The organism is Caulobacter sp. P1_D6, assembly GCF_056406095.1.
Genome location: NZ_JBFUAW010000020.1, coordinates 35123 through 60108 on the forward strand (window position 1 = coordinate 35123; position 24986 = coordinate 60108).

Sequence of the window (24986 nt, forward strand, 5' to 3'; positions counted from 1 at the left end):
AGACTTAAGCACCGGCCTAGCGGGTGTCAACGCGAGGCGGGGGCCCATGGTTACGGTTTGCGCCCGGTTTAACCGCTTCGCGCGTTTTCCGATCCATATCGCGAAGCTGTTTCCTCTTGGCGATAAACCGCGCTAGAGCGCTGAGGGATAGTCAGCCGGAGATCGGCCCCAGATGAATATTGGTAAGCCTCGTGCGTATGGCCTCGCGGCCATCCTGGTCCTAAGCCTGTTGATCGCCGCCTGCGGCCGAAACAAGGCCGACGAGCGTCCGCCCGAGCCTGGAGACACCGCTGTCGCCCGGGTCGACGGGCACACGGTGTGGGCTTCGGACGTCAAGCGCGAGGCCGTGGCCCAGGGGCTGATCAGCGAGGGCGAGCCGCTGGACATCGGTTCGGACCTGTTCCGCCAGCGCCTGGACGAGGTGATCGACCAGAAGCTGCTGGCCTCCGAGGCCCTCAAGCAGAAGCTGGACAAGGATCCGGTGGCTCAGCGCCGCCTGGCCGCCGCGCGCGAGCGCATCCTGGGCGACATGCTGGTGGAAAGCGTCGTCGAGAAGGCCGTCAACGAGAACGCCATCCGCGGCCTCTATGCCGAGCAGCAGAAGCTGTCCAAGCGCTCGGAGGAGATCCGCGCCCGCCAGATCCTGGTCGGCAGCCAGGCCGACGCCGAGGCGGTCAAGAAGCTGCTGATCGCCGGCGCGTCGTTCGACGCCCTGGCCATGGAGCGCTCGACCGACCCGGCCACCCGCTTCAACGGCGGCGACCTGGGCTATTTCACCGTCGACGTCATGCCGCCGGCCTATGCCGGGGCCCTGCAGGGCGCCGAGAAGGGCGCGCTGGTCGGTCCGTTCCAGACCGAGGGCGGCTGGGCCGTGCTGCGCGTCGAGGACAAGCGCCTGGAGGAACCGATCACGCTGGAGGCCGCCCGGCCGCAGATCGTGCGCTTCCTGACCTATGACCAGGTCCGCGACCTGCTGGAGAAGCTGCGCGGCGGCTCCAAGGTCGAGATGCTGACCGGCAAGCCCCAGGACGTGCCCGGCGCCCCGCAGGAGCCGGCCTCGGCGCCTCCCGGCTCGGCCGACCAGGCCCCCTCCTCCGACCTCGACGACGCCCCGCCGGCGTCCGCTCCCGCCGCTCAAGCTCCGGCCAAGAAATGACCAAGACCCCTAAGCCAGCGGTCAAGAAGACCGCCAAGGCCGCTCCGAAAGCCGCCTCGAAGGCCGCGCCCGCCTCGACCCCGGCCGAGATCGTCGGCCAGGTCGGCGCCAGCGTCGGCCACACCCTGGAGCGGGCGCTGGACCCGCTGACCGCCGCCCTCAAGCGCGCTGGCCTGCGCCGCGCCCAGAAGGACGCCAGCCAGGGTTCGCCCGAAGCTGTCCAGGCCGCCAAGCCGGCCGTCGCCTCGCCCGCTCCGGGCAAGCCGGGCCTGGCCGTCTCGCCGCTGGCCGTGCCGTTCCCGACCATCCCGCCCATCGCCGGTGTGGAGATCGCCACCGGCCGCGCCGGCTTCTACAAGCACGCCCGCGAGGACATGCTTCTGATGCGCTTCGCCGAGGGCACCAGCTGCGCCGGCGTGTTCACTCGCCACGGCGTCGGCTCGGCCCCGGTCGACTGGTGCAAGCGCCAGCTGGCCGCCAGCAAGGGCGAGGATGTCCGCGCCCTGGTGGTCAACGCCGGCTGCGCCAACAGCTTCACCGGCAAGCCGGGGGCCGACGCCGTGCGCCGGGTGGCCACGGCCGTGGGCAAGCGCTTCGACTGCCGCCAGCGCGACGTGATGATGGCCTCGACCGGCGTGATCGGCGTCATCCTGGACGACAGCAAGATCATCTCGAACCTGCGCGAGGTGGAGACCCGCTTCACCGAGGACGCCTGGGCCGGCGCGGCCTCGGCGATCATGACCACCGACACCTTCCCGAAGGGCGCCTACGCCACGGCGGTGATCGACGGCCATGAGGTCCGGATCGCGGGCGTCGCCAAGGGCTCGGGCATGATCGCGCCCGACATGGCCACCATGCTGGCCTTCGTGGCCACCGACGCGGCCATCGCCCCGGCCGCCCTGCAGACCCTGGTCAGCCTCTACACCCGCACCACCTTCAACTGCGTGACGGTGGACGGCGACCGCTCGACCAACGACACCCTGCTGTTGTTCGCCACCGGCAAGTCGGGCGCGCCCAAGATCCACCGCGCGGGCGACCGCCGCCTGGCCGACTTCCGCGAGAAGCTGGAGGCCGTGCTGCTGGACCTGGCCCTGCAACTGGTCCGCGACGGCGAGGGCGCCAGCAAGTTCGTCAAGATCACCGTCAACGGCGCCGAGAGCCCGCTGTCGGCCCGCAAGATCGCCCGCACCATCGCCGAGAGCCCGCTGGTCAAGACCGCCTTCGCCGGCGAGGACGCCAACTGGGGCCGCATCGTCATGGCCGTGGGCCGCGCCGACGAGCCGGTCAATCGCGAGCGGATCAGCGTCAAGTTCGGCGACCTCTACGCCGCCCGCGACGGCCTGGTTTCAGCCGAGTACGACGAGGCGGCGATGAGCAAGTACGTCAAGAGGCAGGAGTTCGAGGTCTCGGTGGACGTCGGCGTCGGCAAGGGCTCGGCCACGGTGTGGACCTGCGACCTGACCAAGCAGTACGTGGCGATCAACGGGGATTACCGGAGCTAGGACTCCGCTCCTGGATTCCCAATAAAGAACCGCTCATCCCGGCGAATGCCGGGACCCAGATGGAATGGCTTTGAGGCTGACGCCAGGGACTCTGAGTCCTTCCAATCAGCCATACTGTTATGGGATCTGGGTCCCGGCATTCGCCGGGATGAGCGGATAGAAAAGGACAGGCTGATGTCTGACACCCCCATCGACCTCGCCGACATCGCCGACGCCTGCCGCGAGGCCGGCTACGTGGTCGCCGAGATCGATCGCGGCCTGGAAGTGTCCGGGTCCGACGACGGCGGGGCGTTCTACCTGTTCCCCGAGGGCGACTGGCTGCAGGTGCGCTGCCAGGTGTTCGACCAGGCCGACCTGGACCAGGCCCGCAGCCTGGACGCCCTGTTCGAGACGATCGCCCGCGCTCAGTTCCGGATGATCGGCTGCCGGTTCGGCTTCGACGTGCTGACCGGCCTGTGGCTGGTCGCCGACCTCTATCCGGGCTTCGAGCCCGAGCGCCTGCCAGCCGTGCTGGAGCAGCTGGCCTTCGTCTGGAGCTCGCTGGGCGAGGTGCTGGACGCCGCGCTGAAGGGGACCGTCGTCGACGAGGTCGCCCTGGACGCGGCCTTTGAGCTGGAGCCCGACGGGCGGCCGAACTAGACGGCTTTGGCCTTGGCCCGCAGCCACAGGCAATAGCCGACCGTCACCGCGATTCCCGCGATCAGCGCCGCGCACCCGCCGAACGTCGCCACCCGGATCGGCGCGAACACCCAGAGCGCGGCGTAGGCCAGACCGCTCAGCACCATGGACCAGCCGCCGACCCGCTTGGCCTGTTGCGCCCGGACGCTGGGGACGAAGGTCTTGGGCATGCGGTTGCCGTACCAGGCGACCATCAGTCCGTTGACGCCGATGACCAGCCTCAGGACCGTGTCGGCGTCGATAGCGCCCAGCCTGCGCGCCAGGGTCGCGCCCAGCGCCAGGGCGATCATGCCGCCGGCCCAGGCCAGGCCCTCGGTCATTTCCCGGTGGATCGTGTCCTTGCTCATCGTGCTGGCTCCTTCGTGGGTTCGGCCTGGGGCTCCTCCGCGCCCAGGCCGAACGAGTGGACGAAGCCCAGCAGCGCCTCTTCGAGCACCGAGAGCTTCAGGTGGTAGATCACGGACTTGCCGGCCTTCTCGGCGTGCACCAGCTCGGCCTCCTTCAACACCGCGAAGTGCGCCGACATCGTCGGCTTGGAGACGTCGAACTGGTCGCTGAGCTCGCCCGCGCTCATCGGTCCCTTGCGCAGGAGGTGCAGCACCCGCCGGCGGGTCGGATCGGAAAGGGCTTTGAAGACCTGGCTCATGATGAGACGATTAGCTAATCGTCGAAATGAGTCAAGAGGCGATCCGCGCGCGGCGGTCTGTCCGCCCTCATTGGGGGGCGGAGGACGCGCGCAGGACTCCTCTTCCCCCCTGCGGGGGAAGACGGCCGAAGGCTTGTAGGGGGCAAGTGTTCACCGCACCGCTTGAAACCCTCTTCCCAATCGCGTTCACATGACCCCGCACCAGGGGAGACGCCGCGCTTGACCGAAGCTCTGATCGTTCGCGGCCTCGACAAGACCTTCACCAAGCCGGCGGTCATGGACCTGGACCTCACCGTCCACGCCGGCGAGCTGTACGCCCTGCTGGGGCCGAACGGCGCGGGCAAGACCACCACCCTGCGGATGGTCGCGGGCCTGACCAAGCCCGACAAGGGCGAGATCAGCGTCTTCGGGATCGACGCCCGGGCCGATCCGGCCGCCGCCAAGGCGATCACCGCCTGGGCCCCGGACGAGGCCATGGTCTATGACCGGCTGACGCCGCTGGAATATCTGGAGTTCGTGGCCGGCCTCTGGAACGTCGAGCCCAAGGCCGCCAAGGCCCAGGCCGAGGCGCTGCTTTCGAAGCTGGGCCTGGCCGCCGAGGCCCGCACGCGCTGCGAGGGCTTCTCGCGCGGCATGAAGCAGAAGGTCGCCCTGGCCGGGGCCCTGATCCACGATCCCCGCCTGCTGATCCTCGACGAGCCCCTGACCGGCCTGGACGCCGCCTCCGCCCGCCTGGTCAAGGACATGCTGCAGGACCGCGTCCGGGCCGGGGGATCGGTGATCCTGACCACCCACATTCTCGAAGTGGCCGAACGGATGGCCGACCGCATCGGCATCATCGCCGGCGGCCGCCTGCTGGCCGAGGGCACGCTGGACGCCCTGCGGACCCAGGCCGGCGAGGGCAAGGGCGGCTCCAGCCTCGAAGACGTCTTCCTGCAGCTGACAGCGACCGACGCCGGAGCCGCCGCGTGACGCTGATCGCGCCGGGCTCGATCCTCTGGCTGTTGGCCCACGAGATGCGGATCTACTGGCGCAACTTCCGCGCCGGGCGGGCCGGCAAGGGCGCGCGGGGACTGATCAGCCTGATCGTCGTCGGGGCGATGATGCTGGGCGGCGGGGTGCTGGCGGCCCTAGGCCTGCATGACGTCGAGGTCCCGATCAATCCGATCTCGATCAGCCTGGCGGCCCTGGGCAGCCTGGTGATCTTCACCCTGATGCTGTCCCAGACCCTGAGCGCCTCGAGCGAGGCGCTGTACGACCGGGGCGACCTGGACCTGCTGTTCTCCTCGCCGATCGGGCCGGCCAAGGTGCTGTTCGTGCGCTCGCTGGGCGTGGCCGGCGGGGTGATCACCGTCTTCCTGCTGATCGTCACGCCGCTGCTGGGGCCGTCGGTCGTCTATGGCCATCCGGGCTGGATCGGGGTGTTCGGGGTGCTGGGCGCCCTGGCCCTGGCCTCGACCGCCGCCGGCCTGCTGCTGGCCATGGCCCTGTTCGCCCTGATCGGCCCGCGCCGCACCCGCACCGTGGCCCAGGTGCTGGCGGCCCTGGTCGGCGCCGCCTTCTTCCTGGTCAGCCAGACCCGCACGATCCTGGGCGCCCAGAAGAGCAACAGCCTGTTCGCCGAGATCACCCGCCAGGCCCAGGAGGGCCGGCTGCATCCGGCGCCGATCGTCAGCCTGCCGCTGCGGGCCATGCTGGGCGAGCCCCTGCCGCTGCTGGCCCTGCTTGCCGGATCAGCAGCGCTGTTCGCCCTGGCCGCCCTGACCCTGGGTCGGCGGTTCTCGGACTCCGCGGCCGCCACCCAGGGCAAGACCGCCGCCAGGCCGGCCAAGGCGACCCGCGGCGAGGCCCGCCGCGCCTTCGCCGCCGGCCCGTTCCTGGCCACCCTGCGCAAGGAGTTGCTGCTGATCGGCCGCGACGCGGCCCTGCTGTCCCAGGTGCTGCTGCGGGTGCTGTACCTGATCCCCACCGCCCTGGTGCTCAGCCGCAACGCCGTCCACGGGACCGGGCCGGCCCTGGCGGGCGGCGCGGGGGTGGTGGCGTTCCTCGCCGGACAGGTGGCCGGGAGTCTCGCCTGGATCACCCTGTCGGCCGAGGAGGCGCCCGACCTGCTGGCCGTGTCGCCGGCCAGAATCCGCACCCTGCGCCGCGCCAAGGTCGCCGCCGCCCTGATCCCCGTGGCGCTGTTCCTGCTCCTGCCGATCGCCGCCCTGACCTGGTTCCTGCCAGCCGCCGGCGCCTGGACGGCGCTGGGCGCGGCCCTGGCGGCCTGGAGCAGCGGCCTGATCAACATCTGGCATCAGCGGCCGGGCAAGCGGTCGGACTTCAAGCGGCGCGGCGGATCCTCGTGGATGGCCACCATCGCCGAAATGCTGGTCTCGGCCCTGGTGGCCGGGGCGACGGGGATCGCCGTGGCCGGATTCTGGCCCTGGGCCCTGATCCCGCTGGGCTTGGCGGGCGCGGCCCTGGTGAGCCTGCGGCGCAGCGACGCCCAGATCGCCCGCAACCTTCGTTTACGGTAAAGCTCCAATTAGGGTTTTACCTGATTGCGCGGCATTCCGACGCAGCTAGGCTCTATGTCGGGTCGGGGACATAGAGTTGAGTCGAGAGTATCCATGCCCGCCGTGCACACCACGTTCCGTTCGCAGAACCACCGGGGAGGCCTCCGCCAGGAGTCCAAAGCCTTGGTCGTGGCGATCAGCGTGCTGCAACTGGCCATGATCGTCCTCGTCTGGCTGCTGGCCCTGATTCCGATGGCCCTGCTGGCGTTGGGCGCCACGGTGGTCCAGGCGCTGAAGCCGGCGGCGGTGAAGACGACGGCGCCGACGACCGTCGATTCCTGAGACTGGACCGCCCACGCGGGACCAACATTCAGGCAAGCTTTCAATTCAGCCGTCATTCCCGCCCTTGTGGCGGGAACCCCTCTGTCCGTCGCAGGTGCGGTTGTGTGGCGCGCTGGCGCGCCAAGGCGTCTCACCGTCAGCTGAACCAGGGGTTCCCGCCACAAGGGCGGGAATGACGGTTGAAATGAGGGTGGTAACTGATCGACCAGCCCCAAGCGCTGTGTGTCGCCCCCTACCCGTCCAGCCCCGCCTCGATCCGGCACACCACGCCGTTCGGCTGGAAGTCGATGCGCGCCTCGCCCGACAGCTCGGCGGCCAGGCCGCGCTCGATCAGCCGCGAGCCGAAGCCGCGCCGGGTGGGCGGCGACACCGGCGGGCCGCCGCTCTCGGTCCAGGTCAGCACCAGCCGGGGATGAGCGCCGCCCGGAACCACGACCCACGAGATCCGCACCTGGCCCTCCAGGCTCGACAACGCCCCGTACTTGACCGCGTTGGTCGCCAGTTCGTGCAGGGCCATCGACAGCGACAGCGCCATGCGCGGCGACAGCCGCACCGATCCGCCCTCGGTGGTGAAGCGCCCGGACCCGCCGTGCAGGTCCTCCAGCCGGCCCAGCAGGTCCAGCAGGTCCGCCCCCTCCCAGTTCTCGCGGGTCAGCAGGTCGTGGGCCTCGGCCAGGGCGACGATGCGGGCCGAGAAGGCCTCCTGGGCCTGGGGCAGCGAGCGGGCCGCGTGGAAGGTCTGGGCGGCGATGGCCTGGATCGTGGCCAGCGAGTTCTTGACCCGGTGATTGAGCTCGTTGACCAGCAGCCGCAGGTGCAGCTCGGCCTTCTTGCGCTCGGTGATGTCGACGGTGGCGCCGACCACCCGCGCCGGCTTGCCGGCCTCGTCGAAGAAGCCCCGCCCCTTGGCCGAGATCCAGCGCTCCTGGCGGTCGTCGCGGCCGATCGTGCGGTACTCGACGTCGATGTCGGCGCGCTGGCCCGGATCCATCGCCGCCAGCAGGGCCTGGCGGGTGGCCTCGCGGTCGTCGGGATGCATGGCGGCGTAGAAGTCGTCCAGGCCGACGTCCGCTCCGGGCGTCATGCCGAACATGTCGTAGCCGCGTTCCGACCAACGCAGCAGGCGCTTGCGGACGTCGTAGTCCCAGGTGCCCACATTGCCCGCGTCCAGGGCCAGCGCCATGGTCGCCTCGCGCAGCACCTGGTCGGCCTCGACCTCCTTGCGGTCGCTGACGTCGGAGACCACGCCGACGATGCGCACGCATTGGCCGTCGTGGAAGAAGGCCCGGCCGAAGGTCTCGATCCAGCGCACCGCGCCGTCGTTGTCGCGCCGGATGCGGTATTCGCGATTGATGGTGTTGTCGCTGGCCGGGTCCATGGCGGTCCGCACGGCCTCCATCACCGACGGCAGATCGTCGGGGTGGACCAGGCGTTCGAAGGCGTCGAGCGGGTTCTCGATCATGCCGTCCGGCAGGCCGTAGATCTCGCGGCAGCGCTTGTCCCAGTAGCGCTCGCCGGTCTGGGGATTGTGGTCCCAGCGGCCCAGGCCGGCTGCGTCGACGGCGATGCGCAGGTCGGCCTCGGCCGCTTCCAGGGCCTGTTCGATGCGCTTGCGCTCGGTGATGTCGACCATCACACCGCGATGGCGGACCGCCCAGCCGTTGGCGTCGCGCTCGACCCGGCCGCGGGTCTGCACCCAGCGGATCGAGCCGTCTGCCTGGATCAGCCGGTACTCCTCGTCGAAATCACCGGTGTTCTTCAGATGGGTGCGCCCCGATTGAAGCATCCGCGCGAAGTCGTCGGGGTGCAGGGCCTTGCTGTATTCGGCCAGTGAGACGCCGGCGGCGGCCCGCTCGGGGTCCACATTGTGGAACACGGCGTAGCGGGCGTCGGCATAGACCTTGTCGGCGACGATGTCCCAGTCCCAGGTGCCCACGCCGCTGGCCGCCCTCAGGGCCAGTTGGTAGCGCTCCTCGCTGGCGCGCAGGGCCTTCTCGGCCCTCACCCGTCGGGTGACGTCGCTCAGGCCGATCAGCACCCCGCCAACCCCGGAGAGCGCGGCGGCGTCCGGCATCGGGCTCAGGCGGATGGTGAAATAGCCCTCGGTGACCGAGCCGTCCGGCTGGACCGTGGTCAGGAACAGGTCCTCGATCATCCTGCCGCCGCTGGCGGCGGCCAGGATCGCCCGTTCGGGCTCCTCGGAATCGGCGGCCGAGGTCGGCGGCGCCTCGGCGAAGGTCTTGCCCAGCATGTGGGGATGCCGCTCGCCGAGCATGGGCGCGTAGGCGTCGTTGTAGATCAGCACCAGTTCGGGGCCCCACCGCAGAGCGGTGGGGAAACAGCTGGCGACGATCATGTCGACGGCGAGGCTCAGGCTGGGCGACCACGTCTCGCGCGCGCCGAGCGGGGTTGCCGCCCAGTCGAACTGGTCGATCCGTTCGCGCATGTCGTCCGGCGCGAGCGTGTCGTCGGGTGCAGACGTGTCCGGGGCGAGCCCCTTGTCACGGGTGTCCACCATGCCCGTGTTCCTTCCCGGCCGCGATCAACGGCCAAGATGCAGCAGACCTCATGGCAGGCGGGGTTTCAAGCCGCGGCGCGGGAACGTGGGACTCTCATCCAACGAAAATCAGCCCGTTCCCACCTGCGAGGGCGGAAACGGCCGATCATTCATTCGGTTGCGGCGGCTGGCCGACAGTCGCGGCGGTCTTCCGCCCCTCGCTGCGCCAGGCCACCCAGGCCGCGCCCAGCAGGACCGCCGCCGCGATCAGGCCGGAGGTCCGCAGGCCCGCGGCGATCCGCTCGGGTCCGCCGGCCGCCAGGGCGCCCATCACAGCCACCCCCGCCGCGCCCGCCGCCTGGCGACAGGCGTTCAGCACGCCCGAGGCGGTGCCCGAGAAATGGCGGTCGACGCTGGCCAGCAGGGCGCTGGTCATGGCCGGCACGGCGGTTCCCATGCCGGCGGGGATCAGCAGGAAGCCGGGGATCATCGCCCAGAACGGGCTGTGCGCCGACAGCCGGCTGGTCAGGGCGTAGCCGAGCGCCGCCACCAGCACCCCGCCGGCCATGGTCCGCGCCGCGCCGAAACGATGGGCGATGCGCCCGCTCAGCAGGTTGGAGACGATGAAGGTCGCCGTCAGCGGCAGGAAGGCCAGGCCCGCCCGCACCACGTCGTAGCCCGCCGACCGCTGCAGGAAGAGGCCCAGCACGAAGATCACGCCGTAGTAGGTGAAGTTGACGGCGACCCCGATCACCACCGCCGACCAGACCATCCGGTTCTGGAACACCGCCAGCGGCACCGCCGGATGCGCGCTGCGCGTCTCGACCGCCAGGAAGGCCGCCGCCGCCGCGAAGCCGGCGACCAGGGCGCCGAGCACCAGCGGATCGCCCCAGCCCCGATGGCCGCCCTCGATCACCGCCCCGACCAGGCAGGCCAGGGCGACGAAGCCCAGGGCCTGGCCGGGCAGATCCAGCGGCCGCTTCTCGCGCGGCGGCACCTCGGGCACGAAGGCCAGGGTCAGGGCCGCGCCCAGCAGGCAGAGCGGCAGGTTGACCAGGAACACCCAGCGCCAGCCCAGGGCGCCGATCAGCAGGCCGCCGATCACCGGTCCGGCGGCGATCGACACCCCGCCGGCCGCCGTCCACCAGCCCACGGCCCAGGCCCGCGCCTTGTCGTCGCCGGCCGCGGCGTGGGTGATCAGGGCCAGGGACGGCGGCACCAGCAGGGCGGCGGCCGCGCCCTGGACGGCGCGCGACAGGATCAGCTGCAGGGCGTCATGCGCCAGGCCGCAGGCGGCCGAGGACAGGGCGAACAGCACCAGGCCCGTCAGGAAGGCCCGGCGCGGTCCGAACCGGTCGCCCAGCGCCCCGGCCGACAGCAGCAGCGCCGCCAGCAGCAGGGTGTAGGCGTCGACCACCCACTGCAGGCTGGCGGTCGGCGCGCCGAACTCGCGGCCGATGGCGTCCAGGGCCACATTGACGATGGTCACGTCCAGCTGGACGATCGTGAAGCCGAAGCTGGCGGCCAGCAGGATCATCGGCAGGCCGGCGGGACGGGCGGAGGACGCGACTCGGACGTTGGTCATGGGCCCGATCTTCGCCGAGGACGCCGCGGGATGTTACACGCAAGGATGAAGCATCGGGCCCATGCCTCCTCTATATTCCCTTCATCCCGACGAAAGTCGGGACCCAAGCCGAGCTTGGGGGAAGGTCACGGACAATCGATCATCCCAGGCCAATCCTGAGAGCCAGCTTGGGTCCCGACTTTCGTCGGGATGAGCGGAGTTTTTATTGTCATGGAAGCCAACATCGCCTCCCCCGCCGCCCTGATCGGCGATCCCAGCCGGGCGGCCATGCTGCAGGCCCTGCAGGACGGCCGGGCCCATCCGGCCGGGGCCCTGGCCTGGGCCGCCGGCCTGACCGCCCAGGCGGCCAGCAACCATCTGACCAAGCTGGTCGACGGCGGGCTGGTCAGCGTCGAGCGCGAGGGCCGCCATCGCTACTACCGCCTGGCCAACGCCGAGGTCGCCCACGTGCTGGAGGCCCTGGCCGTGCTGGCCGCGCCCGTCCGCTCGCTGGAACAGCCGCGCTCGCCCCTGGCCCGCGCCCTGCGCGACGGTCGCTGCTGCTACGGCCACCTGGCCGGCCGGCTGGGCATCGCGGTGACCGACGCCCTGGCGGCCCAAGACATCATCCGTCCGGTCGAGGGCAAGCTCTACGACGTCCCGCCCGCCGGCCGCGCCTGGTTCGAGGACCTGGGCCTGGACCTGGACGCGATGCGCTCCAAGCGCGGCGCGGCCCGCCAGTGCCTGGACTGGACCGAACGCCGCCACCACCTGGCCGGCCCGCTGGGCGTGAGCCTGCTGAGCCGCATGGTCGCCCTGGGCTGGATCGAGACCGTCGCCGGCAGCCGCGCCGCCCGGCTGACGACGCTGGGGCGGGAGGAGCTGCGCCAGCGGCTGGGGGTAGATCTGGAAAGCATCGAAGGGCGTCAGGCGGCCTAAGGCCCTTCCCTCCCCCTTGTGGGGAGGGTGGCCCCGAAGGGGTCGGGTGGGGGAGCCGCCGCACCGAGTTCTCTGGAGCGACGCCCTGCACCGCTCCCCACCCGTCGGCTTCGCCGCCACCCTCCCCAAAAAGGGGAGGGAAGGCGCCTGTTGGTTAGGCGCGAACACGATTGTCATGACTTCCCAGAAGATGTCCCACGCCGAGACACATCTCAGCATTGATAGTGCGTCATCCCGGGAGCCCCGCCATGCCCGACTTCAAGCTCGCCCTCGCCCCGAACCAGCTGACCCAGACGATCAATCCGTGGTCCTGGACCTTCGGTAATTTCAGCCTGCTCAGCATCAACCTGGGAACCTCCAAGGCGCCCGAGGTCGAGACCCGGGTGCTGAACGAGGTCGGCACCTACGGCCGGCAGCTGGGCCGGATCGGCGAGGCGCTGGCCGCCGTCGCCGCCTGGGCCGAAAGCCAGGGCATGCCCGAGACCAAGGCGATCCAGGAGCTTCGGCTGCAGTTGGAGCACATCGACATCATCCGCCGCGAAGAGGGCCTGTCGGCCGCCCTCCCCGCCGCGACGGCGCCGATGGAAGGGGCGAAGGCCTAGGCGGTCGCCGCGCGCCGCAGGTCGCTGAGCCGCTTGCCGCCCCGGAAGCCGGCCCAGAACAGCGCCAGGCACGCCACATCGACGACGATCGCCAGGACGTTGCGCCACATCGGGACCATGGCCGCCGTGGCCGCGCCGCCGTTCAGGAGACCCAGCAGCAGCGTCAGCAGGCCGTAGGCGGTCAGCAGGCCCAGGATCAGCGGGATCACCAGGTTGGGCTTCCTCCACTGCACCACGCCCACCACGACGATCACCAGGGCGAAGATCAGGCTGGTGACGGCGGTGATGTAGACGAACTGCGGCGTCATCATCGTCAGGGCCGCCTCCGCCGTGGCGCTGCCCTCGCCATAGAGGGCGACCGTGGCCGCGCGCAGCTTGACCAGATAGGCGTCGGCGGTGAGCAGCATGTTCAGGGCCGCCGCCGCGCTGGGCACGGCCATCACGAACGCGCCCCAGGCGCCGGCTCGCGCGGCCGCCCGCGCCTCGTCCTCGGTCTTGACCGGCTTGGTCGGATTGATCGACTGCAGAAACGCGTTCACGCAAAACCCCTCGAAAGCTTCACCGCACCATCGAGGGTTGTCCGGAAGCGGTCAATGGGCCGCCGGGGTCAGGCCGCCTCGACCCCGAACTGCAGCCGGGCCAGCTTGGCGTAGAGGCCGCCCTGGGCCGAGAGCTCGGCGTGGGTGCCCTGCTCCACGACGCGGCCGTCCTCCATGACCACGATGCGGTCGGCCTTCAGCACGGTGGCCAGGCGGTGGGCGATGACCAGGGTCGTGCGCTGGCTCATGGCGTCGTGCAGGGCCTTCTGGACCAGGCGCTCGTTCTCGGCGTCCAGGGCGCTGGTGGCTTCGTCCAGCAGCAGGATCGGGGCGTTGCGGACCAGGGCGCGGGCGATGGCCAGGCGCTGGCGCTGGCCGCCCGACAGGGTCTTGGCCCGCTCGCCGACCGGGGTGTCGAAGCCCTGCGGCAGGGCGTTGATGAAGCCCGTGGCCTGGGCCGCGTCGGCGGCGGCGCGAGCCTCGGCCTCAGTGGCGTCCTCGCGGCCGAAGCGGATGTTGTCCAGGGCCGAGCCCGAGAACAGCGGCGAGTCCTGGGCGACCAGGGCCATGCGCTCGCGCACCTCGCCCGGATCGGCGGCGCGCAGGTCGACGCCGTCCAGCCGCACCACGCCCGCCTGCGGGTCGTAGAAGCGCAGCAGCAGCCGCAGCACCGTGCTCTTGCCCGCGCCCGAAGGACCGACCAGGGCCACGGTCTCGCCCGGCTTCACGACCAGGTCGAAGCCCTTCAGGGCCGGCAGGTCCGGACGGCCGGGATAGGCGAAGGTCACGCCCTCGAAGGCGATGCCGCCCCGGGCCGGGACCGGCAGGGTCTGGGGCTTCTCGGGCGCGGCGATGCCGGGCTCGGAGTTGAGCAGGTCGGAGATCCGCTCCATGGCGCCGGCCGCCTTCTGCACGTCGCCCCAGACCTCGCCCAGAGCGCCGACCGATCCGGCGGTGAACACCGCCAGCATGGCGAACTGGGCCAGGGTGCCCGGCGTCATCTCGCCCGACAGCACCAGGTGCGCGCCGACCCACAGCAGCAGGGTGACGCCGCAGAACGCCAGGGCCATGACCACCGCGGTCATGCTGGCGCGGGCGTTGACCCGCCGGATGGACGCCTTGTAGGCCGCCTCGACGGCGCCGCCGAACCGGTTGTCGGCCGCGCTCTCGCGACCGAAGGCCTGGACGGTGTCCAGCGCGTCCAGGCTCTCGCCGGCATAGCCCACCGCGTCGGCGAACTTGTCCTGGGCGCTGACCGACAGCTTGCGCACGTTGCGGCCCAGCAGGAAGATCGGCGCCAGGATCACCGGCACCATCAGCACGATGAAGCCCGCCAGCTTGGGGCTGACCACGGCCATGTAGCCCAGGCCGCCGATCAGGCTGAGGATGTTGCGCAGGGCGACCGAGACGCTGGTGCCCACCAACTGCTCGACGATGGTGATGTCGGTCGTCATCCGCGACAGCACCTCGCCGGTGCGGGTCTTGAGGAAGAAGGCCGGGTCCAGCTTCAGGGTGTGGCCATACAGCGCACGCCGCAGGTCGGCGACCACGCGCTCGCCCAGGCGGGTGACGAAGAAGAATCGCAGGGCGGTGGCCACGGCCAGCAGCAGCGCCACCGCCGCCAGGCCGATGAAGGCGCTGTTGACCGCGTCGCCCGAACCCTTGGTGAAGCCCTTGTCGATCACGCCCTTGAAAGCGCCCGTCAGGCCTAGGGTCGCGCCGGTCGAGAACAGCAGGAAGAAGCCGGCGGCCAAGGCGTCGCCGACGTGGCGGCGCACGAAAGGCAGCAGATGGGCCAGCGGACGGATGTCCTTGCGGCGGGGACGTCGGTTGGCCGCTTCGGCCAGATTCTGCACCAGCTCCGCGCCCGCGCTCGGCCTGCCTTCGGCCGAAATCTCGCCCGCGTTCACGTCGCTCATCAACTGTCCCTTGCCAAATTCGCGCGCTTTCTTTATAGCCGCGCGTCTCCGAGAGCCACCCGCAAGGTTTGGCGCCCGCCCACATTACGCCGCCTCAAGTCGGTTGGATCGCCCGATGAAACAAGACATTCACCCCGACTACCACTTCATCACCGTCACCATGACCGACGGCACGTCCTATCAGACCCGTTCGACCTACGGGAAAGAAGGCGCGACCCTGGCGCTGGACATCGATCCGCGCGTCCACCCGGCCTGGACCGGCGGCAACAGCGCCATGCTGGACCGCGGCGGCCGCGTTTCGCGCTTCAACGCGAAGTTCGCCGGCTTCACCGCCAAGAAGTAAGCGTTTCACGCTTCTCGCCGTAAGGGCGACGAAAGGCCGGTTCCGCGTTAGCGGGCCGGCCTTTTCTGTTTTGGGATACTCCTCCGCCCCCTGTGGGGGCGGACAGACCGCGAAGCGGTCAGGTGGGGGCAAGTAGGGGACGGCAAGGCCGACAGAGGTTAGCGGTCGTGCGGCTAACACTTGCCCCCTCCGGGCCTTCGGCCCTCCTCCCCCAGAGGGGGAAGAGGGTGAGCTAGACGCCGAACGCCGCGCTGAGGCGGTCGAAGTGGGCCTGCACCGGGCGCGGGGCTTCCTCGTTGGCCGAGGCTTCGACGTACATGCGCTTGTCCAGGTGGCGGACGCGCTCATAGAGCCGCTCGGAGCGCTGCAGCAGATTGACCAGACCGAAGGGCAGGTCCTCGACGGCGGCGGGCTCGCCGCTTTCCAGGCCGAGGCGATAGTTCTCGGCGCAGGCGGCCTGGGCCTCCATCTCGCCTTCCTTGACCGCGCGCTGGACCAGCAGCCACGAGGCCACCTGCATCAGGCGCGTGGTCAGGCGCATGCTTTCGCTGGCGTAGGCCAGGGCGGCGTTGCGCGAGAGGATCTTGCTGTCGTGGCGGCCGGCTCCGTCCAGATAGGCGGCGGTCTCCTCGACCAGCGTCATGCCTTCCTCGAAGGTGCGGTCAAACAGCTCGGAGCGGGCGAAATCCTGGATCACGCCAGCACGCCAGGGGGCCTGGGCCACGTTCAACTCGGTCATAGCTACTCATTGCCCCTTCGAAAGGCCGCGAGACCGTCTCGCCAGACCGAGGGACTGCAACCCCCGTGCCAGACGTGATCGTCCCGTTTCGCGACCGCCCCTCCCCCAAAGTCCGACCGAAAGCCGATTATCCGAGTCAGGCGAGCTGGAGAGTCCGCCTGTAGCGTAAACCGATCGTTAGTCTAGGCGACCAAACAGCGCATTGGCCGCGTCCCGTCCCGCCTTTTTCTTGGTCAGCTGGGCGCGGGTGCGGGCGATTTCCGCTTCCAGCGCCTCGATCCGCTCTTCCAGCTCGGCCACGCCATAGGTGTCCAGGTCTTCATGCGTGGTGGCGTTGAGCGCATCGCCGCGGAAGGCGCGCGGCTCGACCGGTTCTTCGATCATCGGATCGGTCTCCCTTTGCTCGACCCCTTTTCGATCCGGCATCTGACGCCTACCAAGGGCGCGACGCAAGCCTCACGGGATGTTCCACCATGTCCGAGACCATGACCGCCATCGCCATCGAAGGCGGCAAGGGGGCGGCCGACGCCCTCCGTCCCGAGACCGTGGAACGCCCCGTACCGGGCCCCGGCCAGATCCTGATCCGCGTGCGCGCGGCGGGGGTGAACCGCCCGGACCTGTTGCAGCGCCAGGGTTTGTACCCGCCGCCGCCCGGCGCGCCGACCACCCTGGGCCTGGAGGTCGCGGGCGAGGTGGAAGTCGGATCGGGTCGCTGGAAGGCCGGCGACAAGGTCTGCGCCCTGCTGGGCGGCGGAGGCTATGCGCAATACGCCGTGGTCGACGCCCGCCATGCGCTGCCCCTGCCGGAAGGCTTCGACTTCGCCCACGCCGCCGCCCTGCCCGAGACGGTGTTCACGGTGTTCGCCAATGTGTTCGAACATGGGGCGCTGAAGCTTGGCGAGACCCTTCTGATTCATGGTGGGACGTCCGGTATCGGGACAACGGCGATCGCCATGGCCAAGGCGCACGGCGCGCGGGTGATCGCCACCGGCCGCGGCGCCGACAAGAAGGCCCAGGCCCTGGCCCTGGGCGCCGACGTCGCCGTCGACGCCAAGACCGAGGACTTCGCCGAGGTCGCCAAGGCGGCCGGCGGGGTCGACGTGGTGCTGGACATGGTCGGCGGCCCCTACTTCGACAAGAACCTCGACGCCCTGAACACCGGCGGCCGCATCGTCTACATCGCCGCCCTGGCCGGGCCGGTGCTGGAGGTGCCGGTGATGAAGATCATGCAGAAGCGCGCGGTGCTGACCGGCTCGACCCTGCGTCCCCGCTCGGCCGACGAGAAGGCCCGCCTGGCGGCCGAGATCGAGCGCGTGGTCTGGCCGTGGATCGCCGCGGGCAAGCTCAAGCCGGTGATCGACGCCACCTTCCCCCTGGAGGACGCGTCGGCGGCCCACGCCCACCTAGAGGCCGGCGAGCACGTGGGCAAGGTGGTGCTGCTGGCCTGACCCGAGAACCCGCGCGGGCTCGACGGCGTTGGTCACACATGCGCCATCCTTGCCCCCGCATCGGCTGTTCCGGCTGGACCTATGACCACTGGCGGGGACCGTTCTATCCCGAGACGGTCAAGCTGAAGGATCGTCTGCGCTATTACGCCAGCCGGTTCGACACGACCGAGATCAATGGCAGCTTCTATCGCCTGCCCACCGAAAAGGTCGTCGCCGCCTGGGCCGAACAGGTTCCAGCCGGCTTCTGCTTCGCCTGGAAGGTCTCGCGCTACATCACCCACAACAAGAAGCTGAAGGATTGCCGCGACAGCGTCGACTTGGTGTTCGGCCGGATGAAGCCGCTGGGCGATAAGGCCGGCCCGGCCCTGGTGCAGCTGCCGCCGATGCTCCACCGCGACGACGAGCGGCTGAAGCGGTTCCTGGGATGGCTGCCGAAGGGCTACCGCGTCACCGTCGAGTTCCGCCACGCCAGTTGGTACGAGGACGCGGTGTTCGACATTCTTCGCGACCACGGCGTCGCCTTTTGCGTCTCGGACCACCACGACGCCCCCTCGCCGTGGCTGGCCACCGCCGACTTCGCCTATGTGCGCGGTCATGGTCCCGGCGGGCGCTATCACGGGCGATATTCCGACGCCGAACTGAAGGCCTGGGCCAAACAGGTCGACGATTGGCGCGACCAGGGCAAGACGGTGTTCAGCTATTTCGACAACGATGTGAAAAGCGCCGCGCCCGCGGATGCGGACAAGTTGATGTCCCTCGTCAGTAAAAGCGTCGCCGATGGCGCGGATCCGCTTGGCGCGTGACGGCTCCGCTAGACCGGTACCTGGAGACCGATGCGACTTTACACCTCAGCGGCGCGACGCACCCTGTTGGAAACTTCCGCCAGGGAACATGCTATTAACCACTAGGTCTTCCAGGTTAGCTCCATGTTGGCTTTAGATGATGGCGGTTTCGCGCCGCGCATGCTCGAGAACGCCGAACAGCGCGGCGGCGTGGCCATGAACGGCAAGCCCAGCCTGACCATAGAGCAGGCGGGACTTCACCTCGTCGGCGGCGAACCCGGATGGTCGGCGGCCTTGGGCCAACCCGCGACGGTCAGCTACGCCTATCGCTCCACCGCCCCGTCCACCATGCCGCAGGACACCAGCGGATTTTCGCGCTTCAACGCCGCCCAGATCGCCCAGGCCGAACTGGCGCTGCAGTCCTGGAGCGACGTGGCCAACATCACCTTCGTCCGCGCCGGCTCGGGGAGCGGCGGGGAGCAGGCATATTCGAATTCGGCCTCGATCCTGTTCGCCAACTTCGCGACGGGCGCGCCCGGAGCCGCGGCGTTCGGCAACTATCCCGGCAATCCCAGCTTCGGCTCGTCGTCCGGCGACGTATGGGTCAAGAGCTCGCTGGCTTACAACGCCCAACCCACGCAAGGCAATTACGGCGGCCTGGTGCTGGTCCACGAGATCGGCCACGCCATCGGCCTGGCTCACCCGGGCGACTATGACGCCGGGGACGGCGTCACGATCACCTACGCCCAGAACGCCGAGTATTTCGAGGACTCGCTGCAGTTCACGGTGATGAGCTATTTCGACGAGGACGAGACCGGCGCGGCGTTCAACGGCGCCTATGCCGCCTCCCCGATGCTGGACGACATCTCGGCCGCGCAGTGGGAGTACGGCGCCAACACCGCCACGCGCACGGGCGACACCGTCTATGGCTTCAACTCGAACGCCGGTCGCGCCGTGTTCGCCGCGGTCAGCGGCGCCTCGAAGCTGATCTTCGCCGTCTGGGACGCCGGCGGCGTCGATACGTTCGACTTCTCGGGCTACTCGGTCAGCCAGACCATCGACCTGCAGCCCGGGCATTTCTCCAGCGTCGGCGGCCTGGTCGGCAACGTGGCGATCGCCCTGAACGTCGGCATCGAGAACGCGATCGGCGGTTCCGGCGTCGACACCGTGACCGGCAACGCCCTGTCCAATTGGCTCGAAGGCCTGGGCGGCGGGGATCTGCTGTCCGGGCTGGCGGGCGACGACACGCTCTTCGGCGACGACGGCCCGGACCAACTCTACGGCGGCGACGGCAACGACCACCTGAACGGCGGTCGCGACGGCGACTTCATCGACGGCGCCGCCGGCTACGATATCGTGCGCTATGACGACGCCTCGAGCGCGGTGACGGTCAATCTGGCGATCGGCGCCGGGGCCGGCACGGCGGCGGGCGACAGCTACGTCTCGATCGAGGGCGTGGTGGGATCGAACTTCAGCGACCTGCTGGTCGGCGACGCCGGCGACAACGTTCTCTATGGCCAGGCCGGAGACGACGCCGTCTTCGCTGGCGGGGGCCGCAACAGCCTCTATGGCGGCGCGGGCGGCGATCATCTCTATTCCGGAAACGGCGCCGATCTGATGGACGGCGGAGACGGCTACGACCTGGTCCGCTACGACCTGGCCGGCGGCGGCGTGGTCATGGACCTGTCGCGCCAGGGCGGCTTCGGCGGCGAGGCCGACGGCGACGCCTATCTCTCGATCGAGGGCGTGGTCGGCTCGGGCTTCGCCGACATCCTGACCGGCGACGCGGCGGCCAACATCCTCTACGCGCTGGCGGGCGACGACATCCTCTATGCGCTGGCGGGCGCCGACCAGCTGTTCGGCGGCGACGGCAACGACTTCCTCTACGGAGGGTTCGGGTCCGACCTGCTGGACGGCGGAAACGGCTATGACATCGCGCGCTTCGACAGCGCCGGCCTGGCCTTCATCATCGTCGACCTCAAGAACGGCGTGACCAACGACAACGACCACATGACCTCGATCGAGAGCATCGTCGCCACCAATCAGGCGGATATTCTGTACGGCGACGACGGCGGCAACATCATCTACGCCCTGGCCGGCGACGACCGACTGGTGGGCGGGGCCGGCGACGACGCGCTCTATGGCGGCTCGGGCGCCGACCTGTTCGCGTTCGACAGCGGGTCGGGCCGCGACCTGGTCGCGGACTTCCAGGCGGTCGGGGCGGGCCACGACGTCATCGCCGTCGAACGCAACGTCAACGGCTCCGGCATCACGGACGTCGCGTCCCTGATGGCCCACGCCCAGGACGGAGCGGCCGGCGTCCTTCTCGACCTGGGCGGCGGCAACGGCGTCACCCTGCTCGACGTCCATCTCGCCAGCCTGACCAGCGACCTGTTCGCGTTCTACTGATCGCGGGAGCCCGCCCAGACGTCCGGTTGTCTGATCCCCGTTCCCTTTCTTCGAGAACCGCATTATAGCTCCAGGCTGAACATCCCGCCCGGCCGCAAGGTCGGGCGCCGTCATTTCTGGAGCCCCTCATGGCCGACATCCTGATGCCCAAGGCGACCGCCGTCTGGCTCGTGGAAAACACGTCGCTCACCTTTGAACAGATCGCCGACTTCTGCGGCCTGCACCCGCTGGAAGTCGCCGGCATCGCCGACGGCGAAGTGGCGCGCGACATCCGCGGCGCCGATCCGATGGGCAACGGCCAGCTGACCCGCGAAGAGCTCGACAAGGCGCAGGCCAACGACGCCTACCGCATGAAGGCCCAGGTCAGCCGCCACGCCGAACTGCTGAAGCCGCAGAAGAAGGCCCCGCGCTACACCCCGGTGTCGCGCCGCCAGGACCGTCCGGACGCCATCGCCTGGTTCCTGCGCCACCACCCCGAGGTGACCGACGCGCAGATCTCCAAGCTGCTGGGCACCACCAAGTCGACCATCGAGCAGGTCCGCGCCCGCACGCACTGGAACGCCGCCAACATCAAGCCGGTCGATCCCGTGACCCTGGGCTTGGTCGGCCAGCTGGAGCTGGACGCCCTGGTCAAGAAGGCCGCCGAGAAGAAGGCCAAGGACGATCTGAAGAAGGGCATCCTGCCGGAAGACCCGACCCTGCGTCCGGCCTCGGAGACCAGCGCCCTACCGGAAGATCACGAGGACGAAGAGGCCGCGATCCGCAAGGGCCGCATCGAGCCCAAGGCCGAGGACGTGTTCGGCAAGTCGACCTACGTGGCCGACGACGAAGAGGACGACGAGGACTAAAAGTCCTCGCAGCCAAGCAAAAGGCCCGCCCCGTTTTCACACGGAGCGGGCCTTTCTGTTTTCGGCCTCCTCTGGCGGCCACCGCCATTCCGACGCGGCGATGGCTAGAGGGGGCTAGTGAAGTCGCGCCCTAAGGCCTTCGATCTCCTCCTTGAGCCTGAGCTTCTGCCGCTTCAACTCCCTGAGTAGGGAGGTGTCGCTGACGGGACGACGGGTCTCCTCCTGGATCGTGCGGTCGAGGTTCTCGTGACGGGACCCAAGCTCGCGGATACGGGATTCGATGGCCATGGCTGTCGGCTCCTTGCTGGTGGAGATCGAAGTCAACACCCGCTGTTCGAAGCTGTCAGATCACATATGATTGCAATGGGCGGCGCTTGACGCGGCGCCGCTTGCTCCCAAGACGGACGAAAATTCACCATGTCGGACCTGTCGGCCCCCTCCAAGGCACCCTCCGAAAAGCCTCGTCTCGTCGTCGGAATCTCAGGCGCGTCAGGGGTTGTCTATGGCCTGAGGGCCCTGGACGCCTGTCGCGAACTGGGGGTGGAGAGCCACCTGGTCCTGTCGAAATCGGCCGCCCTGACCCTGGTGCAGGAGACCGGATTTTCCGTCGGGGAGGTCAATGACAAGGCGGACGTCGTCCATCGCGTGGGCGACATTGGGGCAGCGATCGCGTCTGGGTCGTACCGCACGCTCGGCATGATTGTGGCCCCCTGCTCGGTGCGCACCATGAGCGAGATCGCCACCGGCGTAACGGCTTCCCTGCTGACCCGGGCCGCCGACGTGACCCTGAAGGAGCGCCGGCCGCTGGTGCTGATGGTGCGCGAGACGCCGCTGCACCTGGGCCACCTGCGCACCCTGACCAAGCTGGCCGAGATGGGCGCGGTGATCGCCCCGCCCCTGCCCGCCTTCTACGCAAAACCGCAATCGATCGCTGAGATGGTGGACCAATCGGTGGGCCGCGCGTTCGACCTGTTCGGCCTGTCCTGGCGACCGGTCAAGCGCTGGGGCGAAGACCTGGCGACGATCACTGGAGAGGCCTGAAACAGGCCTGGGGGTTAACGAAGATGCGGCTTTGGCAGTGGGCCCTGGAGGTCTATGCGCGACCGTCTGTCGCAGAGGCGTGCCTGTCGCTGCAGGACGGACACGGCCAGAACGTGCCCTACCTGCTGTGGGCCGCCTGGCGGGCCAGCGAGGGTCGCGCCGCCGACGCCCGGGAGGCCGCCCGGCTGGTCAAGCGCTGGGACGCCGAGGTCGGCTCGCCCCTGCGCGCCGTCCGCCGCACGATCAAGCCAGCCTGGCCCGGGATCGACGACGGCGCCCGCGAGGATTTCCGCAACGCGGTCAAGGCCACCGAACTGCACGGCGAGAAGGTGCTGATGGAAAGCCTGGAGGCGCTCAGCGGCGAACCGGGGGCGAAGCTGGACGTGTTCGACACCCTGCTGGAGGCCGCCCGCGCGTCCGGCGATCCGCCGCGCGAGAGCGCCCTGCGCGCCCTTTCCGACGCGCTTGGCGGCCCCTTGGCGTGATACCCTTTACCGACTGTCAGGCTTTGCTATCTATCACCGCCCCCTTGGGGATCATCGGGCCACGACAGCAGGAGCGTCCATGAACGACGACGACGCTTCAGACGACAGCGACATCGCCATCGAGCGGCGTCTGGCGACCTTGCGCGAGGAACATCAGGACCTCGGCGACGCGGTCGCGGCCCTCGAGGAACGCCCCCTGCCCGACATGCTGCAGATCGCCCGCCTCAAGCGCCGCAAGCTGGCCCTGAAGGACGAGATCGTACGGCTGGAAGACCAGCTGATGCCGGACATCATCGCCTAGGGCTACGGCGCGGCCTTGAGCCAAACGTTGTTGCGAAACACGATGCGGCCGTTCTCGCGCACCGACAGGATGATCAGGTGCGGCGCCGTCGCGCCCAGCCAGCTCGGCGGGTACTGGGCCGCGATATAGCGGATCTCCGTCGAGCGGCCACCAAGATCAGGCGCGGGCGTTCCCCCGCGATAGGCCAGGCACGTATTGAGGGGCAGGCCGCGGCCGTTGCGGAGCGGATCACAGTAAAAGATGTACTTTCGCCCGTCCTCGCCCTCGAAGCCGTAGCCCCCGACGCTGTCGGTCGCCGTGGTATGAACGGTGAACGCCCCTTGGACGGCATAGGGGCCCGTAACCTTTGGCGTCTTGCCGCCCACCCGATTGGCGTGCAGGTACGCGATCGGTCCGAGGATCGCGGCGACCAACAAGATCGGTCCAACGACACCCCAGAAACGTCTCATGCCGTCCGTCATGTTCAGGCGACCGCCACCGTCGCTTCGTGGCCCACCGGGAAATTCAGCGAATTGGCCACGAAGCACTTGGCGTTGGCCTCGTGGTGCAGGGCCAGGGCCTTGGCCGGGTCGGAGCCGGCGGCGATCGTCACCTGCGGCCGCAGGACAGCGCTCTCGAAGCGGCCGCCGCCGGTCTCGTCCTCGACCATCACCGCCGTGGCCGCGTCGCGATAGGCGGTGACGACCACGCCGTTCACGGCGCACAGGTGGAGGTACCAGAGTTGATGGCACGCGGTGATCGAGGCCAGCAGCAGTTCCTCGGGGTTCCAGCGCGCCGGATCGCCCCGGAAGCTGGGATCGGAGGACCCGAGCAGCGCCGGCTTGCCCTCGGCGGCGATCTCGTAGGCCCGTTCATAAGACCGGTAGCTGGCCGTGCCCTCGCCGGTATTGCCCGTCCAGGTCAGGGTCGTGACGTAGCGGTGCGACTTGGACATGGAGCCTCCTGGCGACCTATTTGATGGCGAACTTGGCCGCTGTTTCGTCGGGTGCGGCGGTCATCGCCTTGTAGAACATCACGCCATAACGGCATGACTGACCGTCGTCGCCGGCGGTGGCTTCCGCCGAGAAGATGACATCGGCTTCCTGCGCGGAGCCCCCTTGTTTGACGATCAAAGCCTTAAGTCTTGTGACGTCCTCGGTATCCAAGGGCGTCCGCGATGTTGGCCTGTCGCGTCCCGCTCCAGCGGCGTCGGCGAATGTCGCGAGGTTCTCGTAGAACAAGGTCGTGGCCAGAGGATCCCGGGCCGGATCGAAACCAGACAAGTCGCCGCCTCGAGCCATCACGGCGCAAGTCGCCACATCGGAAGTCGCCAGGTATTGGATCAGCTTGGCGCGCGAGCGTTGCATGCGGGCAAGCTGCGACGCGGGGGCCTGGCGTGCGAGAGGCACCGCCCCCAGGGTGTGCTCCTGGATGAAACGCCCGGAGATCGGGGCCAAGTCTTCATGCTTGAGCGTCGCGTTGGCGTATTCGACGACGAACGCCTGATACTCAGCGGGAAAATTGCGCTTCAACGCCTTCCAAGCGACCTTTGACTGGCCGCTCTGGAAGCTGCGATCAGTCTCCTTGACCGCCCATGCTGGGTCGATCAGCGAGAAATCGGGTTTGGCCTGCTGAGCGATGGCCGGAGAAGCGATCGCGAACCCCAGGACAATCAACAGGGCCTTGAACATGGTGTTTCGATCCGGCGGCTCATGCTGAAGCTGAC

Annotated in this window: 28 protein-coding genes; 16 read left to right on the forward strand and 12 right to left on the reverse strand. The window is 69.2% G+C overall.

Annotated features, from left to right (window positions below; genetic code table 11):
* Positions 1–172: 172 nt before the first annotated feature.
* From AC1DYP_RS12775 to AC1DYP_RS12785, 3 genes are all read left to right on the forward strand, one after another.
* Positions 173–1156, forward strand: coding sequence for a peptidylprolyl isomerase (locus tag AC1DYP_RS12775; protein WP_477032577.1), 984 nt, complete (start codon positions 173–175; stop codon positions 1154–1156).
* Entirely contained in the window at positions 1153–2658 is a 1506-nt protein-coding gene (argJ, locus tag AC1DYP_RS12780) for a bifunctional glutamate N-acetyltransferase/amino-acid acetyltransferase ArgJ (protein WP_477046651.1), read from the forward strand. Before AC1DYP_RS12775 ends, argJ begins: the two co-directional genes overlap by 4 nt.
* Before the next feature lie 174 nt (positions 2659–2832).
* Positions 2833–3297 (forward strand): hypothetical protein, encoded by a 465-nt coding sequence (locus AC1DYP_RS12785; protein ID WP_477046652.1) that lies wholly within the window; start codon positions 2833–2835, stop codon positions 3295–3297.
* On the opposite strand, the gene AC1DYP_RS12790 is transcribed toward AC1DYP_RS12785, so the two are convergent.
* Positions 3294–3683 carry an ammonium transporter gene (locus AC1DYP_RS12790; protein WP_477032580.1) on the reverse strand — a complete coding sequence of 130 codons (390 nt, stop codon included), beginning with the start codon at positions 3681–3683 and terminating at the stop codon, positions 3294–3296. The genes AC1DYP_RS12785 and AC1DYP_RS12790 overlap by 4 nt on opposite strands.
* Complete coding sequence (locus tag AC1DYP_RS12795; protein ID WP_477032581.1) at positions 3680–3982, reverse strand: autorepressor SdpR family transcription factor; 303 nt, start codon at positions 3980–3982, stop codon at positions 3680–3682. The genes AC1DYP_RS12790 and AC1DYP_RS12795 overlap by 4 nt, the downstream gene beginning before the upstream one ends.
* Positions 3983–4258: 276 nt before the next feature.
* Here AC1DYP_RS12795 and AC1DYP_RS12800 point away from each other — a divergent pair, with 276 nt between their 5' ends.
* The 3 genes from AC1DYP_RS12800 (at position 4259) to AC1DYP_RS12810 (ending at position 6825) form a co-directional block, all read left to right on the forward strand.
* Positions 4259–4954, forward strand: coding sequence for an ABC transporter ATP-binding protein (locus tag AC1DYP_RS12800; RefSeq protein WP_477046679.1), 696 nt, complete (start codon positions 4259–4261; stop codon positions 4952–4954).
* On the forward strand, positions 4951–6504 hold the full coding sequence (locus AC1DYP_RS12805; RefSeq protein WP_477046653.1) for a hypothetical protein: 1554 nt from the start codon (positions 4951–4953) through the stop codon (positions 6502–6504). Before AC1DYP_RS12800 ends, AC1DYP_RS12805 begins: the two co-directional genes overlap by 4 nt.
* A 93-nt stretch (positions 6505–6597) precedes the next feature.
* A complete protein-coding gene (locus AC1DYP_RS12810) occupies positions 6598–6825 on the forward strand; it encodes a hypothetical protein (protein WP_477046654.1) in 228 nt (75 codons plus the stop codon).
* Between the two features lie 232 nt (positions 6826–7057).
* Here AC1DYP_RS12810 and AC1DYP_RS12815 read toward each other — a convergent pair whose 3' ends face one another.
* Entirely contained in the window at positions 7058–9343 is a 2286-nt protein-coding gene (locus AC1DYP_RS12815) for a PAS domain-containing sensor histidine kinase (RefSeq protein WP_477046655.1), read from the reverse strand.
* A 145-nt stretch (positions 9344–9488) separates the two neighbouring features.
* Entirely contained in the window at positions 9489–10907 is a 1419-nt protein-coding gene (locus AC1DYP_RS12820; protein ID WP_477046656.1) for an MFS transporter, read from the reverse strand.
* A gap of 210 nt (positions 10908–11117) precedes the next feature.
* Between AC1DYP_RS12820 and AC1DYP_RS12825 the strand changes: the two genes are divergently transcribed.
* The gene (locus tag AC1DYP_RS12825) at positions 11118–11825 is read left to right on the forward strand and encodes an ArsR/SmtB family transcription factor (protein WP_477046657.1); all 708 of its coding nucleotides are present in this window, start codon (positions 11118–11120) and stop codon (positions 11823–11825) included.
* 248 nt (positions 11826–12073) lie between these two features.
* The gene (locus AC1DYP_RS12830) at positions 12074–12427 is read left to right on the forward strand and encodes a hypothetical protein (protein ID WP_477046658.1); all 354 of its coding nucleotides are present in this window, start codon (positions 12074–12076) and stop codon (positions 12425–12427) included.
* On the opposite strand, the gene AC1DYP_RS12835 is transcribed toward AC1DYP_RS12830, so the two are convergent.
* Both AC1DYP_RS12835 and AC1DYP_RS12840 read right to left on the reverse strand, forming a co-directional pair.
* Entirely contained in the window at positions 12424–12966 is a 543-nt protein-coding gene (locus AC1DYP_RS12835) for a hypothetical protein (RefSeq protein WP_477046659.1), read from the reverse strand. The two genes, AC1DYP_RS12830 and AC1DYP_RS12835, sit on opposite strands and share 4 nt — an antisense overlap.
* 68 nt (positions 12967–13034) lie before the next feature.
* Positions 13035–14888: an ABC transporter transmembrane domain-containing protein gene (locus AC1DYP_RS12840; RefSeq protein ID WP_477046660.1), complete on the reverse strand. Its 1854-nt coding sequence runs from the start codon at positions 14886–14888 to the stop codon at positions 13035–13037.
* Positions 14889–15000: 112 nt separating this feature from the next.
* On the opposite strand from AC1DYP_RS12840, the gene rpmE reads away from it, so the two are divergent.
* On the forward strand, positions 15001–15228 hold the full coding sequence (rpmE, locus tag AC1DYP_RS12845; RefSeq protein ID WP_477032590.1) for a 50S ribosomal protein L31: 228 nt from the start codon (positions 15001–15003) through the stop codon (positions 15226–15228).
* Positions 15229–15460: 232 nt separating this feature from the next.
* Here the strand turns inward: rpmE and rcdA are convergent, their stop codons facing one another.
* Together rcdA and AC1DYP_RS12855 are read right to left on the reverse strand one after the other, a co-directional pair.
* Positions 15461–15967, reverse strand: a complete 507-nt coding sequence (gene rcdA, locus AC1DYP_RS12850) for a protease adaptor protein RcdA (protein ID WP_477032593.1) — start codon at positions 15965–15967, stop codon at positions 15461–15463.
* A 177-nt stretch (positions 15968–16144) separates the two neighbouring features.
* Positions 16145–16351 carry a DUF1192 domain-containing protein gene (locus tag AC1DYP_RS12855; protein ID WP_477046661.1) on the reverse strand — a complete coding sequence of 69 codons (207 nt, stop codon included), beginning with the start codon at positions 16349–16351 and terminating at the stop codon, positions 16145–16147.
* Between the two features lie 89 nt (positions 16352–16440).
* On the opposite strand from AC1DYP_RS12855, the gene AC1DYP_RS12860 reads away from it, so the two are divergent.
* The 4 genes from AC1DYP_RS12860 (at position 16441) to AC1DYP_RS12875 (ending at position 21454) form a co-directional block, all read left to right on the forward strand.
* The gene (locus tag AC1DYP_RS12860; RefSeq protein ID WP_477046662.1) at positions 16441–17415 is read left to right on the forward strand and encodes an NAD(P)H-quinone oxidoreductase; all 975 of its coding nucleotides are present in this window, start codon (positions 16441–16443) and stop codon (positions 17413–17415) included.
* Between the two features lie 38 nt (positions 17416–17453).
* Positions 17454–18218 (forward strand): DUF72 domain-containing protein, encoded by a 765-nt coding sequence (locus AC1DYP_RS12865; RefSeq protein ID WP_477046663.1) that lies wholly within the window; start codon positions 17454–17456, stop codon positions 18216–18218.
* Positions 18219–18377: 159 nt separating this feature from the next.
* Entirely contained in the window at positions 18378–20606 is a 2229-nt protein-coding gene (locus tag AC1DYP_RS12870) for a M10 family metallopeptidase C-terminal domain-containing protein (RefSeq protein WP_477046664.1), read from the forward strand.
* 128 nt (positions 20607–20734) lie between these two features.
* Complete coding sequence (locus AC1DYP_RS12875; RefSeq protein WP_477046665.1) at positions 20735–21454, forward strand: DUF1013 domain-containing protein; 720 nt, start codon at positions 20735–20737, stop codon at positions 21452–21454.
* 114 nt (positions 21455–21568) lie between these two features.
* Here the strand turns inward: AC1DYP_RS12875 and AC1DYP_RS12880 are convergent, their stop codons facing one another.
* Entirely contained in the window at positions 21569–21742 is a 174-nt protein-coding gene (locus tag AC1DYP_RS12880) for a YdcH family protein (RefSeq protein ID WP_165185180.1), read from the reverse strand.
* 129 nt (positions 21743–21871) lie between these two features.
* Between AC1DYP_RS12880 and AC1DYP_RS12885 the strand changes: the two genes are divergently transcribed.
* From AC1DYP_RS12885 to AC1DYP_RS12895, 3 genes are all read left to right on the forward strand, one after another.
* Complete coding sequence (locus tag AC1DYP_RS12885) at positions 21872–22495, forward strand: UbiX family flavin prenyltransferase (protein ID WP_477046666.1); 624 nt, start codon at positions 21872–21874, stop codon at positions 22493–22495.
* 23 nt (positions 22496–22518) lie between these two features.
* Complete coding sequence (locus AC1DYP_RS12890; RefSeq protein ID WP_477046667.1) at positions 22519–22980, forward strand: TIGR02444 family protein; 462 nt, start codon at positions 22519–22521, stop codon at positions 22978–22980.
* A 79-nt stretch (positions 22981–23059) separates the two neighbouring features.
* Positions 23060–23281, forward strand: coding sequence for a YdcH family protein (locus AC1DYP_RS12895; RefSeq protein WP_477032604.1), 222 nt, complete (start codon positions 23060–23062; stop codon positions 23279–23281).
* Positions 23282–23283: 2 nt separating this feature from the next.
* Here AC1DYP_RS12895 and AC1DYP_RS12900 read toward each other — a convergent pair whose 3' ends face one another.
* The 3 genes from AC1DYP_RS12900 to AC1DYP_RS12910 are packed head-to-tail and all read right to left on the reverse strand — an operon-like array spanning position 23284 to position 24951.
* A complete protein-coding gene (locus tag AC1DYP_RS12900) occupies positions 23284–23694 on the reverse strand; it encodes a hypothetical protein (protein ID WP_477046668.1) in 411 nt (136 codons plus the stop codon).
* A gap of 50 nt (positions 23695–23744) precedes the next feature.
* The gene (locus AC1DYP_RS12905; protein WP_477046669.1) at positions 23745–24215 is read right to left on the reverse strand and encodes an OsmC family protein; all 471 of its coding nucleotides are present in this window, start codon (positions 24213–24215) and stop codon (positions 23745–23747) included.
* Positions 24216–24231: 16 nt separating this feature from the next.
* Positions 24232–24951 carry a hypothetical protein gene (locus tag AC1DYP_RS12910; protein WP_477046670.1) on the reverse strand — a complete coding sequence of 240 codons (720 nt, stop codon included), beginning with the start codon at positions 24949–24951 and terminating at the stop codon, positions 24232–24234.
* Between the last annotated feature and the right edge of the window lie 35 nt (positions 24952–24986).

Coding starts and splice junctions, on each gene's coding strand:
- AC1DYP_RS12890 (WP_477046667.1), top strand. CDS start 22,519: ATGCGGCTTTGGCAGTGGGCCCTGGAGGTCTATGCGCGACCGTCTGTC.
- AC1DYP_RS12870 (WP_477046664.1), top strand. CDS start 18,378: ATGCTCGAGAACGCCGAACAGCGCGGCGGCGTGGCCATGAACGGCAAG.
- AC1DYP_RS12790 (WP_477032580.1), bottom strand. CDS start 3,683: ATGAGCAAGGACACGATCCACCGGGAAATGACCGAGGGCCTGGCCTGG.
- AC1DYP_RS12875 (WP_477046665.1), top strand. CDS start 20,735: ATGGCCGACATCCTGATGCCCAAGGCGACCGCCGTCTGGCTCGTGGAA.
- AC1DYP_RS12865 (WP_477046663.1), top strand. CDS start 17,454: ATGCGCCATCCTTGCCCCCGCATCGGCTGTTCCGGCTGGACCTATGAC.
- AC1DYP_RS12855 (WP_477046661.1), bottom strand. CDS start 16,351: ATGATCGAAGAACCGGTCGAGCCGCGCGCCTTCCGCGGCGATGCGCTC.
- AC1DYP_RS12810 (WP_477046654.1), top strand. CDS start 6,598: ATGCCCGCCGTGCACACCACGTTCCGTTCGCAGAACCACCGGGGAGGC.
- AC1DYP_RS12800 (WP_477046679.1), top strand. CDS start 4,259: ATGGACCTGGACCTCACCGTCCACGCCGGCGAGCTGTACGCCCTGCTG.
- AC1DYP_RS12905 (WP_477046669.1), bottom strand. CDS start 24,215: ATGTCCAAGTCGCACCGCTACGTCACGACCCTGACCTGGACGGGCAAT.
- AC1DYP_RS12885 (WP_477046666.1), top strand. CDS start 21,872: ATGTCGGACCTGTCGGCCCCCTCCAAGGCACCCTCCGAAAAGCCTCGT.
- AC1DYP_RS12830 (WP_477046658.1), top strand. CDS start 12,074: ATGCCCGACTTCAAGCTCGCCCTCGCCCCGAACCAGCTGACCCAGACG.
- AC1DYP_RS12910 (WP_477046670.1), bottom strand. CDS start 24,951: ATGTTCAAGGCCCTGTTGATTGTCCTGGGGTTCGCGATCGCTTCTCCG.
- AC1DYP_RS12785 (WP_477046652.1), top strand. CDS start 2,833: ATGTCTGACACCCCCATCGACCTCGCCGACATCGCCGACGCCTGCCGC.
- AC1DYP_RS12820 (WP_477046656.1), bottom strand. CDS start 10,907: ATGACCAACGTCCGAGTCGCGTCCTCCGCCCGTCCCGCCGGCCTGCCG.
- AC1DYP_RS12880 (WP_165185180.1), bottom strand. CDS start 21,742: ATGGCCATCGAATCCCGTATCCGCGAGCTTGGGTCCCGTCACGAGAAC.
- AC1DYP_RS12860 (WP_477046662.1), top strand. CDS start 16,441: ATGTCCGAGACCATGACCGCCATCGCCATCGAAGGCGGCAAGGGGGCG.
- AC1DYP_RS12795 (WP_477032581.1), bottom strand. CDS start 3,982: ATGAGCCAGGTCTTCAAAGCCCTTTCCGATCCGACCCGCCGGCGGGTG.
- rcdA (WP_477032593.1), bottom strand. CDS start 15,967: ATGACCGAGTTGAACGTGGCCCAGGCCCCCTGGCGTGCTGGCGTGATC.
- rpmE (WP_477032590.1), top strand. CDS start 15,001: ATGAAACAAGACATTCACCCCGACTACCACTTCATCACCGTCACCATG.
- AC1DYP_RS12815 (WP_477046655.1), bottom strand. CDS start 9,343: ATGGTGGACACCCGTGACAAGGGGCTCGCCCCGGACACGTCTGCACCC.
- argJ (WP_477046651.1), top strand. CDS start 1,153: ATGACCAAGACCCCTAAGCCAGCGGTCAAGAAGACCGCCAAGGCCGCT.
- AC1DYP_RS12775 (WP_477032577.1), top strand. CDS start 173: ATGAATATTGGTAAGCCTCGTGCGTATGGCCTCGCGGCCATCCTGGTC.
- AC1DYP_RS12825 (WP_477046657.1), top strand. CDS start 11,118: ATGGAAGCCAACATCGCCTCCCCCGCCGCCCTGATCGGCGATCCCAGC.
- AC1DYP_RS12895 (WP_477032604.1), top strand. CDS start 23,060: ATGAACGACGACGACGCTTCAGACGACAGCGACATCGCCATCGAGCGG.